General features: G+C 62.5%; 17 protein-coding genes and 1 other RNA gene. 13 read left to right on the plus strand and 5 right to left on the minus strand.

Annotated elements, in window-relative coordinates; translation table 11 throughout:
* Positions 1–122 precede the first annotated feature (122 nt).
* Together A9W95_RS27265 and A9W95_RS14645 are read left to right on the plus strand one after the other, a co-directional pair.
* Positions 123–326, plus strand: coding sequence for a hypothetical protein (locus A9W95_RS27265; RefSeq protein ID WP_067413886.1), 204 nt, complete (start codon positions 123–125; stop codon positions 324–326).
* Positions 327–334: 8 nt separating this feature from the next.
* Positions 335–1918, plus strand: coding sequence for an FAD-binding oxidoreductase (locus A9W95_RS14645; protein ID WP_067413889.1), 1584 nt, complete (start codon positions 335–337; stop codon positions 1916–1918).
* On the opposite strand, the gene A9W95_RS14650 is transcribed toward A9W95_RS14645, so the two are convergent.
* Positions 1919–3280, minus strand: a complete 1362-nt coding sequence (locus A9W95_RS14650; protein ID WP_067413892.1) for an FAD-dependent oxidoreductase — start codon at positions 3278–3280, stop codon at positions 1919–1921.
* 122 nt (positions 3281–3402) lie between these two features.
* Between A9W95_RS14650 and prfB the strand changes: the two genes are divergently transcribed.
* The 10 genes from prfB to A9W95_RS14695 all read left to right on the plus strand — a co-directional run bounded on the left by prfB (position 3403) and on the right by A9W95_RS14695 (position 11853).
* Positions 3403–4518 (plus strand): peptide chain release factor 2, encoded by a 1116-nt coding sequence (prfB, locus tag A9W95_RS14655; protein ID WP_067413894.1) that lies wholly within the window; start codon positions 3403–3405, stop codon positions 4516–4518.
* The gene (locus tag A9W95_RS14660; protein ID WP_067413897.1) at positions 4508–5479 is read left to right on the plus strand and encodes a mechanosensitive ion channel family protein; all 972 of its coding nucleotides are present in this window, start codon (positions 4508–4510) and stop codon (positions 5477–5479) included. The genes prfB and A9W95_RS14660 overlap by 11 nt, the downstream gene beginning before the upstream one ends.
* Before the next feature lie 56 nt (positions 5480–5535).
* On the plus strand, positions 5536–5958 hold the full coding sequence (locus A9W95_RS26320) for a hypothetical protein (RefSeq protein ID WP_082983106.1): 423 nt from the start codon (positions 5536–5538) through the stop codon (positions 5956–5958).
* Between the two features lie 44 nt (positions 5959–6002).
* A complete protein-coding gene (gene ftsE / locus A9W95_RS14665) occupies positions 6003–6692 on the plus strand; it encodes a cell division ATP-binding protein FtsE (RefSeq protein ID WP_067413924.1) in 690 nt (229 codons plus the stop codon).
* On the plus strand, positions 6692–7585 hold the full coding sequence (ftsX, locus tag A9W95_RS14670) for a permease-like cell division protein FtsX (RefSeq protein ID WP_067413900.1): 894 nt from the start codon (positions 6692–6694) through the stop codon (positions 7583–7585). The genes ftsE and ftsX overlap by 1 nt, the downstream gene beginning before the upstream one ends.
* A 2-nt stretch (positions 7586–7587) precedes the next feature.
* Positions 7588–8094, plus strand: a complete 507-nt coding sequence (gene smpB / locus A9W95_RS14675; RefSeq protein ID WP_067413904.1) for an SsrA-binding protein SmpB — start codon at positions 7588–7590, stop codon at positions 8092–8094.
* Between the two features lie 24 nt (positions 8095–8118).
* Positions 8119–8964 (plus strand): maleylpyruvate isomerase family mycothiol-dependent enzyme, encoded by an 846-nt coding sequence (locus A9W95_RS14680; RefSeq protein ID WP_067413907.1) that lies wholly within the window; start codon positions 8119–8121, stop codon positions 8962–8964.
* Positions 8965–9131: 167 nt separating this feature from the next.
* Entirely contained in the window at positions 9132–10094 is a 963-nt protein-coding gene (locus A9W95_RS14685; protein WP_067413910.1) for a hypothetical protein, read from the plus strand.
* 197 nt (positions 10095–10291) lie between these two features.
* Positions 10292–10659, plus strand: a transfer-messenger RNA (tmRNA) gene (ssrA, locus tag A9W95_RS14690).
* 75 nt (positions 10660–10734) lie between these two features.
* Positions 10735–11853 carry a site-specific integrase gene (locus tag A9W95_RS14695; protein ID WP_067413912.1) on the plus strand — a complete coding sequence of 373 codons (1119 nt, stop codon included), beginning with the start codon at positions 10735–10737 and terminating at the stop codon, positions 11851–11853.
* Positions 11854–12081: 228 nt separating this feature from the next.
* On the opposite strand, the gene A9W95_RS26890 is transcribed toward A9W95_RS14695, so the two are convergent.
* Together A9W95_RS26890 and A9W95_RS14700 are read right to left on the minus strand one after the other, a co-directional pair.
* Positions 12082–13344: a hypothetical protein gene (locus A9W95_RS26890; protein ID WP_156746212.1), complete on the minus strand. Its 1263-nt coding sequence runs from the start codon at positions 13342–13344 to the stop codon at positions 12082–12084.
* A gap of 67 nt (positions 13345–13411) precedes the next feature.
* A complete protein-coding gene (locus A9W95_RS14700) occupies positions 13412–14353 on the minus strand; it encodes a hypothetical protein (protein ID WP_067413915.1) in 942 nt (313 codons plus the stop codon).
* Positions 14354–14530: 177 nt separating this feature from the next.
* Between A9W95_RS14700 and A9W95_RS14705 the strand changes: the two genes are divergently transcribed.
* On the plus strand, positions 14531–15121 hold the full coding sequence (locus tag A9W95_RS14705; RefSeq protein WP_067413918.1) for a recombinase family protein: 591 nt from the start codon (positions 14531–14533) through the stop codon (positions 15119–15121).
* 41 nt (positions 15122–15162) lie between these two features.
* Here the strand turns inward: A9W95_RS14705 and A9W95_RS14710 are convergent, their stop codons facing one another.
* A complete protein-coding gene (locus A9W95_RS14710) occupies positions 15163–16281 on the minus strand; it encodes an NAD(P)-dependent oxidoreductase (RefSeq protein ID WP_067413926.1) in 1119 nt (372 codons plus the stop codon).
* 96 nt (positions 16282–16377) lie between these two features.
* The coding region (locus A9W95_RS14715) for a spirocyclase AveC family protein (protein ID WP_172826623.1) at positions 16378–17156 on the minus strand (779 nt) is incomplete at its 5' end.

Consider the following 17156-nt stretch of genomic DNA (forward strand, 5'->3'; position numbering starts at 1 on the left):
AAATGGCCCAGCCGGCTCCGGCCAACCCCGCACCAACACCTACCACCACCCCGAAAAACTCCTGGCGGAGGAAGACGACGATGAAGGGGGCTAATCGCGCGCTGGTCTGGCATTCTGAGGGCATGCCAGGCAAGGAAATCGACCGGGTGCGCGCTTCGAGCGCTCTCCAGGTAATCCGGCAGCACCCCGTCTTGGTGCTCTTCGCACTGTCGCCGGTGCTCGTCGTATTGGGTGTTGTTTGGTGGCTCGCCGGAGCCGGCTGGGCCATTTTCGCGGCAATTCTGGCGCTGCTCGGCGGAACCGCCGCCGTCGTTTTGAAGCGCTAACTCGGTCGATGCGCTCGTGGTGGGGCTGGGGCACCGTCGAACAGGCCCTCACAGAGCAGGAGACGCGTGATTTAGAAGCGCGGGTGTCGGCGCTGCTGCCGGGCCATGACCTGACCGATCACCGGCCTCCCGACCCGAACGCGCTGGGGTTGCCCGTACCCCGGATCACCCCGCCGCCGTCGTTGGGCGCAATCTGCTCGACCAATACGGTCGACCGCGCAGGACACGCGCGCGGCAAGGCTTTCCGCGACGTCGCCCGCAATCTGCAGGGCCGCCTAGACCATGTGCCCGACCTGATCGCCCGGCCGCGCCGCGAGCAAGACGTGGTCGATGTCCTGGATTGGTGCACGCGCGAACGGATTTCGGTGATTCCGTACGGCGGCGGAAGCTCAGTGGTCGGCGGTGTCGAGCCCCGCTTCGACCAACCGGCGGTCACTTTGGATCTCAGCACGATGAGCGCGGTACTCGAAATCGACCGGGTCAGCCGCGCCGCCCGCATCCAGGCCGGCGCGCTCGGGCCCTGGATCGAAGACCAGTTGCGCTCGCACGACTTGACCCTTCGGCACTTCCCGCAGTCCTTCGCCTTCTCCAGTCTCGGCGGCTGGCTCGCCACCCGCGCCGGCGGTCACTTCGCCACGCTCTATACCCACATCGACGACCTGACCGAATCACTCAGGGTGGTCACGCCGACCGGGGTCAGCGAGTCGCGGCGGCTGCCCGGGTCCGGGGCCGGGCCGTCGCCGGACCGACTGTTCGTCGGTTCCGAAGGCACGTTGGGCGTCATCACCGAAGCGTGGATGCGGCTGCAGAACCGACCGAAGTGGCAGGTCACCGCCTCCGTGGCGTTCGACGACTGGGCGAGTGCGGTCGCCGCCACCCGCACCATCGCGCAAGCGGGCCTATATCCCGCGAATTGCCGGCTCCTGGATCCGGCCGAGGCATTCCTCAACGCCGGCGCCCCGGTCCGCGGCGGCTTGCTGGTGCTGGCGTTCGAATCTGCCGATCACCCGATCGAACCGTGGCTCGACCGCGCCGTGGAGATCGCGGGCGATCACGGCGGCACGGTGACGGCGCGGCGCGCTCGTGAAAGTGGCGGAGAGACAACAGAACCCGATGCCTCCGGGAACTGGCGTTCGGCCTTTCTGCGCATGCCCTACCAGCGCGACGCCCTGGCGCGCCGCGGCGTCATCGCCGAAACCTTCGAAACCGCTTGCACGTGGGACGGATTCGACACATTGCACGCCGCGGTGACCGACGCGGCGCTGACTGCGATCAAGCAGGTCTGTGGCGTCGGCGTGGTCACCTGTCGCTTCACCCACGTCTACCCGGACGGGCCGGCGCCGTACTACGGCATCTACACGGGCGGACGGTGGGGTTCGCTCGACACGCAATGGGACGAGATCAAAGCCGCCGTCTCTGAGGCGATCAGCGCGACGGGCGGCACCATCACCCACCACCACGCGGTCGGCCGCGATCACCGTCCCTGGTATGACCGGCAACGTCCCGGCCCGTTCGCGGCCGCGTTGCGGGCGGCCAAGGCCGCGCTCGATCCGGCCCGAATCCTCAACCCGGGCGTGCTGTTCGATCCTTAGTCAGCCGTGTCCGATGTCCAGCAGTCTGGCCAAACTCGGCAGCTTCACGCGCGGACGGCCGTGCGGTTCACCGGCGTCGCGCTCGAAGCGGTCGATGATCTCCCAGTGCGCCGACGTCACGAGCTTGGGCTGTCGAGAATGCAGCCATTCCAGCAACTGCCCCGCATGGTCTGCACCGAAGTCAGCTAGCTCGCCGGCCTTGGCCAGATCGTCGAGCAACGTGTCGACAGTCTCCTGGGAGTCCTTCTTATTGGTACCGATCACCCCGGTCGGCCCGCGCTTGATCCAGCCCACGACGTATTCGTTGCGGCTGCCGTCCACCCGGCCGTCGGTGTTGGGGATGGTTCCGCTTCGTTCGTCGAACGGCAGACCGGGCGTCGGCACGCCGCGATAACCGACCGACCGCACCACCAACTGCACCGGCAGTTCCTCGCGCTCGCCGGTGTCCTTGGCCGACACTCGGCCGGACTCGTCGGTGATTAGTTCGTTGCGGCCCAGCACGATCTTCTCGACCCTGTCTTCTCCCTTGATCTCGATCGGGGAGGTCAAGAACCGGAAGACGATTCGGCGATGGCCCGGCCGTGGGGCGCGCTCGGCGTAGTCGCGCAGCACTTTGATGTTCGTCTTTGTGGTCTTGCCCGCCGCGGCGGCGTCCTCGTCGGTGATGCCTTCCAACTGCCCCGGGTCCACGATCACGTCGACCCCTTCGAGTTCCCCGAGCTCGCGCAGCTCGAGTGTGGTGAAAGCCGTCTGCAGCGGGCCGCGCCGCCCGATGATGATCACTTCCTCCACACCGCACGGACGCAGCGACTCCAGCGCGTGATCGGCGATGTCGGTGGCGGCCAGAACATCAGGGTCAGTGACCAGAATTCGCGCGACGTCGATCGCCACGTTGCCGTTGCCGACCACTACCGCGCGAGCACCCGACAGGTCCGGCGTCGACTCCTCGAAATGGGGATGGGCGTTGTACCAGCCGACGAAGTCGACCGCGGCCACGCTGCCCGGCAAGTCCTCGCCCGGGATGTTCAGCGGCTTGTCGGATTGCGCGCCGACGGCATAGATGACTGCGTCGTATTGCTCGGCGAGCTCGGCGGCCTGGACGTGATCGCCGACCACCAGGTTGCCGAAGAAGCGGAACCGCGGGTCCTCGGCGGTCTTCTCGAAGGCCTTGCTGATCGACTTGATCTTCGGGTGATCGGGGGCAACGCCCGAGCGGACCAGACCCCAGGGGGTCGGCAACATCTCCAGCATGTCGACGGCCACGTCGATTTCCTCCGACGTGTCGGCCGCCTTCAGCAAAGACGCCGCGGCGAAGAAACCCGAGGGCCCGGAGCCGACGATGGCTACGTGATATGGACGCATCTTCGAACCTTCTGTCCGTGCCCGGCTGCGGCGCAAGGGGCTGTGAAGAATTGGGCCGCAGTCGCGCGGTGCACACGATGGTCTCCTGATGCTAGACGTTGTTGCCGGTAACGTGGTCGCCTGTGGAACCAGACCGTCAAGCAGATATCGCCGCCCTTGACTCCACGTTGACCACGGTGGAGCGGGTGCTTGACGTCGACGGTTTGAAGAGCCGCATCGAGAAGCTCGAACACGAGGCGTCCGATCCCAATCTCTGGGACGACCAAACCCGCGCACAGAAAGTCACCAGCGAGCTTTCGCACACGCAAGGGGAGCTGCGTCGCATCCAAGATTTGCGGCGCCGCCTCGACGACCTTCCGGTGCTCTACGAACTCGCGGCTGAGGAGGAGGGCTCTGCCGCGGCCGATGCCCGCGCCGAAGCTGACGCCGAACTCAAGGCGTTGCGTGCCGATATAGAAGCCACCGAAGTGCGGACGTTGCTCTCCGGGGAGTACGACGAGCGTGAGGCATTGGTCACAATCCGCTCGGGTGCCGGGGGAGTGGATGCCGCCGACTGGGCAGAGATGCTGATGCGGATGTACGTCCGGTGGGCTGAGCAGCACAAATACCCCGTCGAGGTGTTCGATACCTCCTACGCCGAAGAGGCGGGAATCAAGAGCGCGACGTTCGCGGTGCACGCGCCGTTCGCCTACGGCACGCTGTCGGTCGAGCAGGGCACGCACCGGCTGGTGCGGATCAGCCCGTTCGACAACCAAAGCCGACGTCAGACGTCGTTCGCGGAGGTCGAGGTGCTGCCGGTGGTGGAGACCACCGACCACATCGAAATCCCCGAAAACGACCTGCGCGTCGACGTGTACCGCTCCAGCGGTCCCGGCGGCCAATCGGTCAACACCACCGACTCGGCGGTTCGTTTAACCCACATCCCTACGGGTATTGTCGTCACTTGCCAGAACGAGAAGTCGCAACTGCAGAACAAAGTTGCGGCGATGCGGGTGCTTCAGGCAAAACTGTTGGAACGCAAGCGTTTAGAAGAGCGCGCGGAGTTGGACGCCTTGAAAGGCGAAGGCGGCAGCTCTTGGGGAAACCAGATGCGGTCCTACGTGCTGCACCCCTATCAGATGGTCAAAGATCTGCGCACCGACTTCGAGGTGGGCAATCCGGCGGCCGTCTTGGACGGAGACATCGACGGGTTCCTGGAAGCGGGAATCCGGTGGCGCAACCGAAAAGATGACGACTAAAACAACTATTCTTGCTATGTCCGTGGCCCACCGCTGGCACGACTTCTGGCGCGGCCAAATCGGCGAATGGATCATCACCCGGGGACTGCGCGTCGTCATGCTGCTCATCGCAGCGGTACTGGCGGCCCGGTTCGTCAACTGGGTGGCTCAACGGGTCACCAAGCAACTCGACCTGGGGTTCGCCGAAAGCGACGCGCTGGTGCGCTCTGAGGCGACCAAGCACCGCCAAGCGGTGGCCTCGGTGATCTCGTGGGTGTCGATCGTGCTGATCGGCATCGTCGTGATCATGCAGATCGCCGACGTCCTGCAGTTCTCCGTCGGCGGCCTGGTCGCGCCGGCCACGGTGGTCGGCGCTGCGCTCGGTTTCGGGGCGCAGCAGTTGGTCAAGGATCTGCTGGCCGGGTTCTTCCTCATCGTCGAGCGGCAGTACGGCTTCGGAGACCTGGTCAAGCTGACCATTCAAGGGTCGACGACGGATGCCACCGGAACCGTCGAGAACGTCACTTTGCGGGTGACCAAGCTGCGTTCGTCCGACGGCGAGCTGTTCACCGTTCCGAACGGTCAGATCGTCAAGTCGATCAACCTGTCCAAGGACTGGGCACGCGCGGTGGTCGACATTCCGGTCTCGACCAGTGCCGACCTCAACCGCGTCAACGAGGTCTTGCATCAAGAATGCGAGCATGCGCGCGATGACGCGGTGCTAGGCGAGTTGCTCCTAGATTCACCCACGGTCATGGGAGTGGAGAGCATCGAAGTCGACACCGTGACGTTGCGGCTGGTGGCGCGCACGCTGCCCGGCAAGCAGTTCGAGGCAGGTCGCCAGCTGCGTGTACTAGTCATCCGGGCACTGGCGCGGGCCGGCATCGTCACGGCCGCCGACGCAACGATCGGCCTGGTCGAAGATCCCGCCGTACCCGCCGCCGAGGCCGCCGAGGCCGCCAAGGCGAAGGATCCGGTGTAGTGGCCCGGCTTTCACTGAACATCCTGCCCAAGCGTGTGCAAGATGCGCAGCGCCGTATGCCCCATCACCTGTTCGGGGGCCGGATTCGCACGTCCACCTTGGTGCTCATCGTGGCGTTCTTGGCGGTGTGGTGGCTCTACGAGACGTATCGTCCGGAGCCTCCGGCCAAGACCAACACGCCACCGCCGGCGCAGGTGGTCCCTCCGGGCTATCTGCCCGATCCGGATTACACGTGGGTACCGCGGACCCGGGTGAACCAGCCGACGCAGGCGCCCCGTACGACGACGACCACCCCGCGGCCGACGACCACGCCGCCGACGACGACCACCACGACGACGACTCCGCCGCCGTTCACGCTGCCGACGCCGCCGTGCCTGCTGCCGCCGCCGTTCTGCCCCGCGACCAGCACCACCAGCCCGCCGCCGGGGCAGTTGCCCGGGCCTGGTCCGACGCCCACTTCACCCCCGCCGGCAAGCTGAATTTCGCTTGCCCCGCAGCCTCACCGCTACACTGGCGTGCCGTGATGATCACCCTGGAACATGTCACCAAGCAGTACAAATCGTCGGCGCGCCCGGCGCTCGATGACGTCAACGTCAAGATCGACAAGGGTGAGTTCGTCTTTTTGATCGGCCCCTCGGGCTCGGGCAAGTCGACGTTCATGCGACTGGTGCTGGCCGCGGAGACCCCGACCTCCGGCGACGTCCGGGTGTCGAAGTTCCACGTCAACAAGCTGCGCGGCCGGCATGTGCCCCGGCTGCGCCAGGTGATCGGCTGCGTGTTCCAGGACTTCCGGTTGCTGCAGCAGAAGACGGTGTACGACAACGTCGCCTTCGCCCTCGAGGTCATCGGCAAGCGCGCCGACGCGATCAACCGGGTGGTGCCCGAGGTGCTCGACACGGTGGGCCTGTCCGGTAAGGCCAACCGGTTGCCGCACGAATTGTCCGGTGGCGAACAGCAGCGTGTGGCGATCGCCCGCGCGTTCGTCAACCGGCCGCTGGTTCTGCTGGCCGACGAGCCCACCGGCAACCTCGACCCAGACACCAGTAAGGACATCATGGATTTGTTGGAGCGGATCAACCGCACCGGTACGACGGTGGTGATGGCAACCCACGATCACCACATCGTCGACTCGATGCGGCAGCGCGTGGTCGAGCTGTCCTTGGGCCGGTTGGTCCGCGATGAACAGCGCGGCGTCTACGGGATGGATCGCTAGTGCGCTTCGGCTTCCTACTCAACGAGGTCCTCACCGGGTTTCGTCGCAATGTCACCATGACGATCGCGATGATCCTGACCACGGCGATCTCGATCGGCCTGTTCGGCGGTGGTCTGCTGGTGGTGCGGTTGGCGGACAACTCGCGCGCCATATATCTCGACCGCGTGGAAACCCAGGTCTTCCTGACCGACGACGTGTCGGCCAACGACCCGACATGCGACACCGACCCGTGCAAGGCGCTGCGCGAGCGGATCGAGAAGCGCTCCGACGTCAAGTCGGTGCGGTTCCTCAACCGGCAGCAGGCCTACGACGACGCGATCCGCAAGTTCCCGCAGTACAAAGACGTCGCGGGCAAGGACTCGTTCCCGGCGTCGTTCATCGTCAAGCTCGACAATCCCGAGCAGCACAAGGACTTCGACACCGCGATGACCGGCCAGCCCGGGGTGCTGTCGGTGCTCAATCAAAAGGACCTGATCGACCGGTTGTTCGCCGTGCTGGACGGGTTGAGTAATGCGGCCTTCGCCGTCGCGCTGGTCCAGGCCGTCGGCGCCATCCTGCTGATCGCCAACATGGTCCAAGTCGCGGCCTACACCCGGCGCACCGAGATCGGCATCATGCGACTGGTCGGAGCCAGTCGGTGGTACACCCAACTGCCGTTCCTGGTGGAGGCGACGCTGGCCGCGACGATCGGTGTCGTCATCGCCATCGGTGGGCTGATCGTGGTGCGGGCGCTGTTCTTGGACAACGCGTTGAACCAGTTCTACCAAGCGAACCTGATCGCCCGGGTCGACTATGCGGACATCTTCTATATCTCGCCGGTGCTGTTACTGCTGGGTGTGGCGATGTCCGGGGTGACGGCGTATGCGACGTTGCGCCTCTACGTGCGGCGGTAGCGGTGTCCAACAAGGCCGGCGGGGCTAAGGCGGCCGCCAAGCGCGGTGGCAAACAGATCGTCGCCAGCAATCGCAAGGCCCGGCACAATTACGCGATCCTCGAGGTTTTTGAGGCCGGCATCGCGTTGCAAGGGACCGAGGTCAAGAGCCTGCGGGAGGGGCACGCCTCGCTGGTCGACGCGTTCGCGACGGTCGACGACGGCGAGATCTGGCTGCGCAACCTGCACATCCCGGAGTATCAGCACGGCAGCTGGACGAATCATGCGCCGCGCCGCAACCGCAAGTTGTTACTGCATCGGCGGCAGATCGACGCCCTGATCGGCAAGATCCGGGAAGGCAACTTTGCGCTGGTGCCGTTGTCGCTGTATTTCACCGAGGGCAAGGTCAAGGTCGAGTTGGCGTTGGCCCGCGGTAAGCAAGCGCGGGACAAACGTCAGGACCTGGCGCGTCGCGACGCCCAGCGGGAAGTGCTGCGCGAGCTGGGGCGCCGGGCGAAGGGGATGAGCTGAGCGGCCTGGGCCTACTATCCGAAGATGACTGGCCGACCTGTCACCGAACTCAACCAATCTGAGGTCCTTTCGGGGCTCTTCTCCGTCTGGGGCGACATAGACGCGACAGTGTCCGGCCTGTCCGAAGAACAGTGGCAGGCCGGCAGTCCATTGCCTGGCTGGGACGTGAAAGCGTTGGTGTCACACATGATTGGCACCGAGTCCTTCTTAGCCGGTGTCAGCGCACCGCAACCAGACATCGATGTTGCGAATCTCGGCCACGTGCGCAACGACATCGGCGTGATGAACGAGTGCTGGGTTCATCACCTGCGGGAACAAAGCGGCGCCGACGTTCTCGAACGATTCCGGGCGGTGACGAGTGAACGACGCGCGGTGCTGGAAGGCATGTCCGACGGTGACTGGAACGCCGTCACTGCGACGCCCGTGGGCCCCGATAGTTACGGAAGATTCATGCGGGTAAGGGTTTTCGACTGCTGGATGCACGAGCAAGACATCCGAGCCGCCTTGGACCGACCGTCATCGGATGACCAACTGGGCAGCAACGCAGCGCAATTGGCTCTCGACGAGATCGCGGCCACCATGGGGTTCGTGGTAGGCAAGCTGGCCAAAGCGCCCGACGGTGCCCGCGTTCTCTTCGAATTGACTGGGCCGCTGGCGCGCAGCATTCGCGTCAGCGTCGACGGCCGGGCGCAGGTCGTTGACGATTTCGGCGGACAGGAACCGACCGCGACGATCCGGCTGGACGGATTGCAGTTCACCAGGCTCGCCGGTGGCAGACCTATGTGCCCTGCCCGCTCCCAGAATGTAGAACTGGACGGTGACCAGGACGTTGCCGGCCAAATAGTCGGACGCCTCAACTTCGTGATCTGACAATCTCTTTGGTTCTCTATGTAGCCAGCGCGTAGTTAGCGGTCTGGTGAAGCGAGATACATCACACCTTGGCGCTAAATGTTGATCCGGCGGACAAGACGGGTAGCCGAAAGACACGGGCGCACTCGCGCCAACCAATAGCCGGAAGCCGAGGAGGCCAACAACTAATGACTGCACCAGATACGACCAGACTGCTCGCGCAGCTTCGCACTCTGCTCGATCTGACCAACACCGAGATCCAAATCGCCGAGACCCGCGTTGCCCAGGCCCGCACCGAGGCCGTCCGCCGCGAGCTGTCGGAAAACGCTTCCAATGGCCGCGAGCGGGCAGAGGCCATCGAGGCGGCGATCCGCGACCTGGGTGGCTACCCCGACGTCATCGGGCCGTTCCTGGGTCGCGCCGCTGCGGTGGTGAAGGCCCTTACCGAGCAGGCCGAGCCGTTCGACGAGGCGCTGTTGGGTGACCTCGCGCTCGAGGACCAGCTGCTGGACCGTGCGCGTTACACCAAGGCGCTCGCTGTTGCCTCGAAGCGCCAGGACATCGTTGAGCTGGCCGAGCGTCTGATCACGGCCCACTCGGCGACCGTCGACTGGCTGACCACTGTGCTTGCCGAAGACGCCCTGGGCGGCCCGGCTGCGCTGCGTCGTACCCCGCTGCAGGCTGCTGCGGGCACCGCGGTGAAGCTGGTCAACCTGCCGGTTGCGTGGTCGGCGCGCGGTGTCGACCGGGCCGTCGACGCCATCCGCTCGACTGGGCCGGCGATCAACGACTTGGTGAAGCGCGGCGGCAACGCCAGCGAGATCGCTGCGAAGGCGCTGTCTGCATCGCAAAACGCTGCCTTGCGGGCTGCGGAGCGGGTCACTCGCTCCGAGGGCGCGGACAAGGCCGCCGATGCACTGCACTCGGGTCGCGAATCGGTCGGTGTCCTGGACGCCAAGGAGCTGCCGATCCGCAACTACGACGAGCTGAACATCAGCGACGCCGTGGCTGCGATCAAGGATCTGACCACGCCGAGGGACGTCCGGGTCATCATCGCCTACGAAGAGGCGCACAAGAACCGGCAGCGCATCGTTTCGGCGGCGCAGACCCGCGTTGCTGCCATCGCGCAAGAAGTGGTGGGCATCAACTAGCGCTCGCCGCGCCGAGTGTGGGCCATACGCATGGCCAGAACCGTAATTTTGTCCATAAGCCCCACACTCAACGGCTTGACCCGAGTGCCCCCGGTTTCGTGACCGGGGGCACTCGGCCGTCGGGAAGCCAAATGCGTTGCCACCTGTTGGTATGGGCGTAACATGGGTTGTCCTGCTGAAATTTGGCAGGGATGCGAGGGGCTGAACGGTTTCGACTTCGCGCATCGAATCAAGGGAAGCGTGCCGGTGCAGGCAAGAGACCACCGTAAGCGTCGTTGCAACCAATTAAGCGCCGAGAACACTCAGCGCGACTTCGCTCTCGCTGCCTAAGCGACAGCAAGTCCGTCAGACCGGGAACGCCCTCGACCCGGACCCTGGCGTCATCTAGAGGGATCAACCGATGAGTTCGGTCGCGGGACTCATCGGGACACTCACAGCGACTGGGATCGTCATCCTGGCTTGTTCGCGTGACCAGGAGATCCGAGCAGAGACATAGCGGACTGCGCACGGAGAAGCCTTGAGGGAATGCCGTAGGACCCGGGTTCGATTCCCGGCAGCTCCACTGTCTGAGCAGTGCAAACAATAGAAGATACATTCCACGTCAGCACCACGTCAGCACATCGAGCGCTATGATGCCTTTATGGCATTCGTTCGTACTCGTTGGCGCAAGGACGGATCGCCGTATTATTCGGTCACTTACCGCCTGGGCGGTCGCGGTAGCCGCCAGTCGTCCACGTCGTTCCCTGACGAAAAGCAAGCTGATCGATTCTGCAAATTGGTGGACTCGCTTGGCCCCGAACGGGCAATGGAGGTCGCCGGGGTCGCGGATACTCAACGCGCTGTTGCGGCGGTGACGGTAGGGGAGTGGCTGGATCGCCACATCGGCAGTCTCAGCGGCGTCGAGCGGAAAACCGTAGCCGAGTACGAGCGGTACGCCACCCGCGACATTGGGCCGGCGCTTGGGGCGATCCCGTTGAACAAACTGACCCGTGAGGACATCGCCGATTGGGTGAATGAGCTGTACGAGGCGGGCGCTGCTGGCGGGACGATTGAGAACAAGCATGGATTCTTGTCCGGTGCGCTCAGGCGTGCTGTCGAGGACGGGCATCTCGCCGCGAACCCGTGCCAAGGCGTTCGGCTTCCACGGACCGAGCAGCAGGAAATGGTGTTCCTGACCCGCGACGAGTTTCGGATTCTGAAGGCGGCGTTTAGTGCGCACTATCAGCCATTTGTCGAGTTTCTCGTGGCGTCTGGTTGTCGGACTGGCGAGGCGCTTGCGCTCAAACCATCCGATGTCGACCGCAGCGCCGGTACGGTGCGGATCACCCGCGCATGGAAGCGCGTTGGGTCGGGATATGAGCTTGGACCACCCAAGACAAGAAGATCGGTTCGCACAATCAATGTTCCGAACAGTGTTCTAAATCAACTTGAGTACGGCGGCGAGTGGTTGTTCACCGGCACAAACGGCAAGCCGGTGCGAATCTACTCATGGCGCTCCAACGTTTGGTACAAGTCGCTGGCGAGGGCGCAGGCGAAGGACGAAAGAAATCCAGACAAGCCGGTACTGGAGAAGTCGCCGCGAATCCACGATCTTCGGCACACCTGCGCGTCCTGGATGATCCAGAGTGGGGTCCCGTTGCCGGTTATCCAGGCCCATCTGGGACACGAGTCGATCAAGACGACGGTTGACTGTTACGGACACTTGGATCGCAGTAGTCATGCCGCCGCCGCCGACGCTATCGGCGCGATGCTTCAATGATCGTCAACTCAGAATGTCGTTGACCGGCAGGTAATATGCCCACCAACGCGTTTTTGCACCAGAAGTGACTGCCAACCAACATATTTCGAAAACATGCGCAGTTACGCATGTATTCCGAAGGGTCGCGGACCCAGGCTGAGCGTAGAGATTTCGACCCCACCCCCTCAACGGGAAAATTATCGGCCGAATACCTACGTCGACTAGCAATCTCGAAGTAAACGGGAAGATTTAGGGCGTCCTCGGCACGTGCCACATCCGACCCAGCAAAAAGTCTGCAGGCACCGGAAGTTCCGCATACGGGTTAGCGTTTACCCGAAATGCGACCTCGTATGGACCTTTAAATCGAAAGCGGTCAGGCCGGTATTCGATAATCCCCGACAGCCATTTATATTTTGCGTTGGGCCACAATCGCGTATTTAATATCGGAGAGAGAACATCCCAATTTGCCCAACTGTTGTTCAACGATAGTGCCAGCAAGAATGGATGCTGGCCGCTGGCTTGCTTCTTTTTCCGGTTGATGGAATTGCGGATCGAGACGATTGCTTCCTCCAAGCTTTGTTCGGTGAAGCACGGATTGACTGCCCACGCGAAGATTGACCCACCCTCGCCCGTCCCCCCGACTGCGCCACTCGGAGTCCAGGCGATGTTCTTGGCTGCGTCTTCACCGGCTGGTCCTGGATCAGCGCCTGAAATGAGCTGGATCACATCTCTTATCTCGTCAGGTACGTCACCACCCCAGAGCACCGGCTCCCAAGTCATGCGCGCTGGCGACTCGCACCCGACATCGAACTCTGCATCTCCGCTATCCGACTCCGCGATGCGCATGCACACCTCGCGGGAGGTTATATCGTCACGCGCGCGGGGGTTCGCATTGATTGGCAGTTCCAGTCGAATGCGGCGTTGAATATTGAAGTTGTCGTGCAGGCGTTTCTTTAATGTCTCATGAATTACTTCTTGCAGCCTAGCCCAAGCAGCGACGGCCTCCCAGTGCCAGACCGTTGCTTCAACAAGAATGCGAGTATCGCGATAAGCAATAGCGTAATCTGGTGATGGCGGCTTGGATGACACCTTCTGAACAGACTTTGGAACCATCACTTCAAATTCGATTGGACTGCAAATAATTGAAATCTCCGATCCGACTTCCAACTCTACAAGCAACTCCTCGTAGGCAGTGTTGCTGGTTCTCCGGAACAGGAGTCGGACCTTGTTCCAGAACAAATCTTGCGATCCTATGGTTGTCCGCTCACGAAGTCTGCACAGCGTAATAGCCAGATTTATTAAGTAGGTCGCCGACTGGCCTGCAGCTAACCTTAGATGCGTCGCGAGAGACTCTGCCGGGTCAATGCTTGAAACGTCGATACCAGCGCCTTCAAAAATCTCCCAGAGCTGCTGCTGCGCCCACGCTACGGCAGCAGCACCGAACACCGGATCGGGTGCACCTGCGGGATTCGCCGTGCCCGGATTCATAGTCAGGAAGTTCGGGATTGCCACTATGACTAAGGGTAAGTGTCGGTATCGACACCCGTAGCGATAAATCGCCGGGCTTGAGCTACTTGAGCTATGTAGTACGGTGCAGCAAGCCATCACCGTCCGCGAAGACCAGTGTCCATGGGGGGTAGCGCCAGTGGTTGAGCACGATCTGCCGGATATAGCGCAATGATGGGAAGGTAATCCTTCCGGCGAACGCCAGCCGTCTCAGCAGTTCGAAAACGTATCCATCGGCTGGGCACACGTAGCCGGCCTTATCGGGCAATCCAGTTGTCACCAGCAAAAATTCTGTACCTTCACGGTCCTTTCTCTGGACCCGATCTAAGAGCGTTTTGATAAGCAGGCTGTCGACCAACTCGACCTGGCAATTTGCTACTACATTCGGAGGTGCCGTCGCATCCGCGCTTGCATGAACCTCAAGTAGATAGCTGTCGTCGATCCTGGCGCGGCCTCGATTTGCGACCTCCGCAGTGACGACCGTGCCCACGGGACTACCAAGAGGTAACAGAGGACTTCTGTCGACCACGCCGATGGAAGGTCCGAGTGCATCCGCTAGGCGGCTGACGATTGTTTCCTCCGGTGTTCGCCGATGGGATTTGGGCGGTCGCTGAGCGTCGCTGGCAAGCTCTTGAAGAATGATCCGTGTGCCTACCAGGTGAGTAAAACGCTGACTTTCTCGTTTGACGAGGTCCGCGAGGTCGCGGCCGATCATGCGGATTTCTGAAAGTCGTTGACGTGACACTTCGGGGGTTGAGATCGACGTGAGTTCCACTCCGTGCTCGCGGCCCCGCACTTTCACCAGAAGATCGGGCGGGTCGGACTCAGGCTTGCGGTACGTCTCAATGGAAGGCAGCTCTCCGCGCGCCTGCGCAGCAACTGCGAAGTCAAGGAATTGATCGACCTCAATCGCATCCTGCGACAGGTTGTCGGCGACTTGACAGTCGTCGAAAATCATCGCTGCCACAGTGTGGCTGTCCTCTCCTTCCGCATTCGTACCGCTCAAGACGAACATGCATCAAGGATAGCGATCAACCACCAACAGGAGGTCGTCTCAGAACTAAAGAATTGAGACGCCCGCACCAGGTCACATTGCAACGAAAGTAAACCCACGTCATGCCGTCGCAGAAGTTGTTTCAAAAGCCTTGTCGCAATACTTGTATATCTGAGACTTTTGCGACATACTCAACGTATGACCGCTCCCGCCTACACCGGAACCGTCCTCGGCTACGCCCGTGTCAGCACAGGGCACCAGAGCCTTGACCAACAGTCCGACGCGCTCACCGCTGCTGGTGTCGATGTGTCCCGCATCTACTCCGACAAACTCTCCGGCGCGTCGAGGCGCGAGCAGCGTCCCGGCCTCGCCTCACTTCTGGACTACGCCCGCGAAGGTGACTCCATCGTGGTCGTCGGAATCGACCGGCTGGGGCGCAACGCCGCCGAAGTCATGGCAACCATTCGCGATCTTGGCGAGCGCGGGATCGTGCTGCGTTCCCTTCGGGAAGGCATCAACACTTCTAACGCTACTGGACGGATGGTGGCGGGCGTCCTGGCTAGTCTTGCTGAGCTTGAGTTGGAGTTGGGTCGGGAACGTCGGTCGGCGGCGCGTGAGGCACGTCGGGCGCGCGGGCAGTCGATAGGCCGACCCAGGGCATTAGACGAGTCGAAAGTACGGCTCGCTCAGCGCATGCACGCGAGTGGCGAGTCCGCCTCGACAATCGCCGACACTCTCCGAGTGAGCCGGGCAACTGTGTACCGCGTGCTAGCCAACGGTCCCTCCTAGCCGCGCGGCGGGATACTTGACCAGTTTTCGGCTACGGAATGTCAGGTAGGGTTAGCCGGGTTTCGTCGAGCGGCCAATGCCCCTGTTCCGTAGTGTTTCTCGATAAGAGTCCAGGGATCGGCGTAAGGACCACGACGTTCCCAGCCTCGTTGAGCAACGAGAGCGAGTCGAATAGTTGCGCGTAGTACGGGGCCGATGGCTGTCAGCACTGGCCGAAGGTGTGCCTTGGATTCGGTTACCCAGGTGACTGTTTGGTTCCAGGAGTGTTGTTGAAAGTTCAGCAATTCCTGGGCTTCGGAGGTATCGAACCAGCCCGTGAAGCTCCAACCACGTTCATCGTCAGGATCGCCAGGCAGACTTGCTGACTCACCAAGTCGACCGATTCCGAATGCGGCCATCATGTCATCCTCGACGTCACGGTGTTTACGCCTGTGGCTATCGTCTCCGGCGATGAGTAGCACCCTCCCGGTCACCGTTTCACGCCGTTCAAGCGCGTTCGCGAAGGCCATCCCGGCATCGCGTGAATCGACCGTGTGCAGGCGATTGTTACCTGGCGTGGCCCGCATCAGCAGCAAATGGTCTTTTCCGGCCCCACGGGTCGTATCAGGCGAAATGACTCCTCCGAGGCGGAGAATCGCGTAAGGCAAACCGCTCTTGACGATCACATCCTCTGCCATCGTCTTATCTTCGCCGTACTGGTCAACGGGGTTGGTTGGCGTGTTCGTGGTAATGAGTTCCGGATGCTTGACGGGATTGCGCGACCCGTAAACAGCCGCGCTGGAAGCGAATACGACAAACGGCGATGAACTGAGAGTCTGTGCGGCTCGGATCAGATTGGACGCACCGTCAACGCTGATCCTTCGGGCCAGCCGAGGATTGCGATAGGACAGAGGCGGATACATCCCTGCGAGATGCGCAATTGCCGTCGGCATGTGGTGTTCGACGATGCGGACCATGGCCTCCGGGTGAAGTAGATCGGCATACACAGTTGTTAACTTGCCGGGATGGTCGGTGCGGGACAGGGCCTCGGCGGCCGCCTCAGCCACCTCAGTGTGTAGGTCACTCGCTACTACGTGGTGCCCGCGTGACAACAAAATCTCGACAAGTTGCTTCCCCACCTGGCCGTAGGCACCCGTGACCAAGACGACCAGAGGGTTCACCTGGTCCAAGGGCGCGCTGAGATCGTCGGCGGCCGACTCCCTACCAGCCAATGTTCCTCATTTGGGGGCTGCCATCACAGGTGCGCTCGGTGGTGTTCAGGCATGGCCAGGACCGCAACGGCCGGAAGGCACCGCTCCGCTCATTACCGGACGCCCATCAGGTTGCCCTGACATCCAGGTGTTCCACTTACCCTCAAAGAACGGGCCGGGGTGGCCGGCGCGTTCGTAAAAACCCTGCGGGTCATAGACCTTCGACTCGGGAAAAGGCCACGGGCACGCCACCGACGTGGCCAACTTGGCAGCACGGATGGTGAGAAAGCCCCCGCCATACACGACGACATAAGCCAGATTCAGAGCCGCGAACATGACCAGAAACGATGCGAGAGTCGGGCGTGCGGGCAACAACCGCAACCGCTGCGCCAGCTTCTCCGCCTGAGTGCGTCCGGTGTCATCGCGGTAGAGAAGAACGGACGCGGCGATCATCATTGACGAAGCCAAGCCACTCTCCCACAGCAGAGGAAACTGGTTGTACTGACCGACGAAGATCGATCCAAATTCGGGAACTTGAGTGTAGGTGTACACCCTCTTGCTGACGCAGAAAACCTCGACAACCGCGTCCAAAGCGAAGCCGATGACCAGGGTGACCACGCTCAACGCGATCAGCGGGTGACGCCACAGGACGCTGTCGACGGGTCGACCGGCCTGTAGGCGGCGCAGCAGCGGAATCGCCGCGAACGCGGGCGCGATGAGTACCGAAGCGTAGGCGATACAGACGAACGGCTCGACTAAAGGCGCAATAGACACCCACGCCCAATCCACGGGAAAGTGCCACAGGTCAGGGCTAAACGCCGAGTAGGAAACCCAATCCGCCAACG

It is taken from the genome of Mycobacterium sp. 1423905.2 (genome assembly GCF_001673155.1).
In the GTDB taxonomy this organism is placed as follows: domain Bacteria; phylum Actinomycetota; class Actinomycetes; order Mycobacteriales; family Mycobacteriaceae; genus Mycobacterium.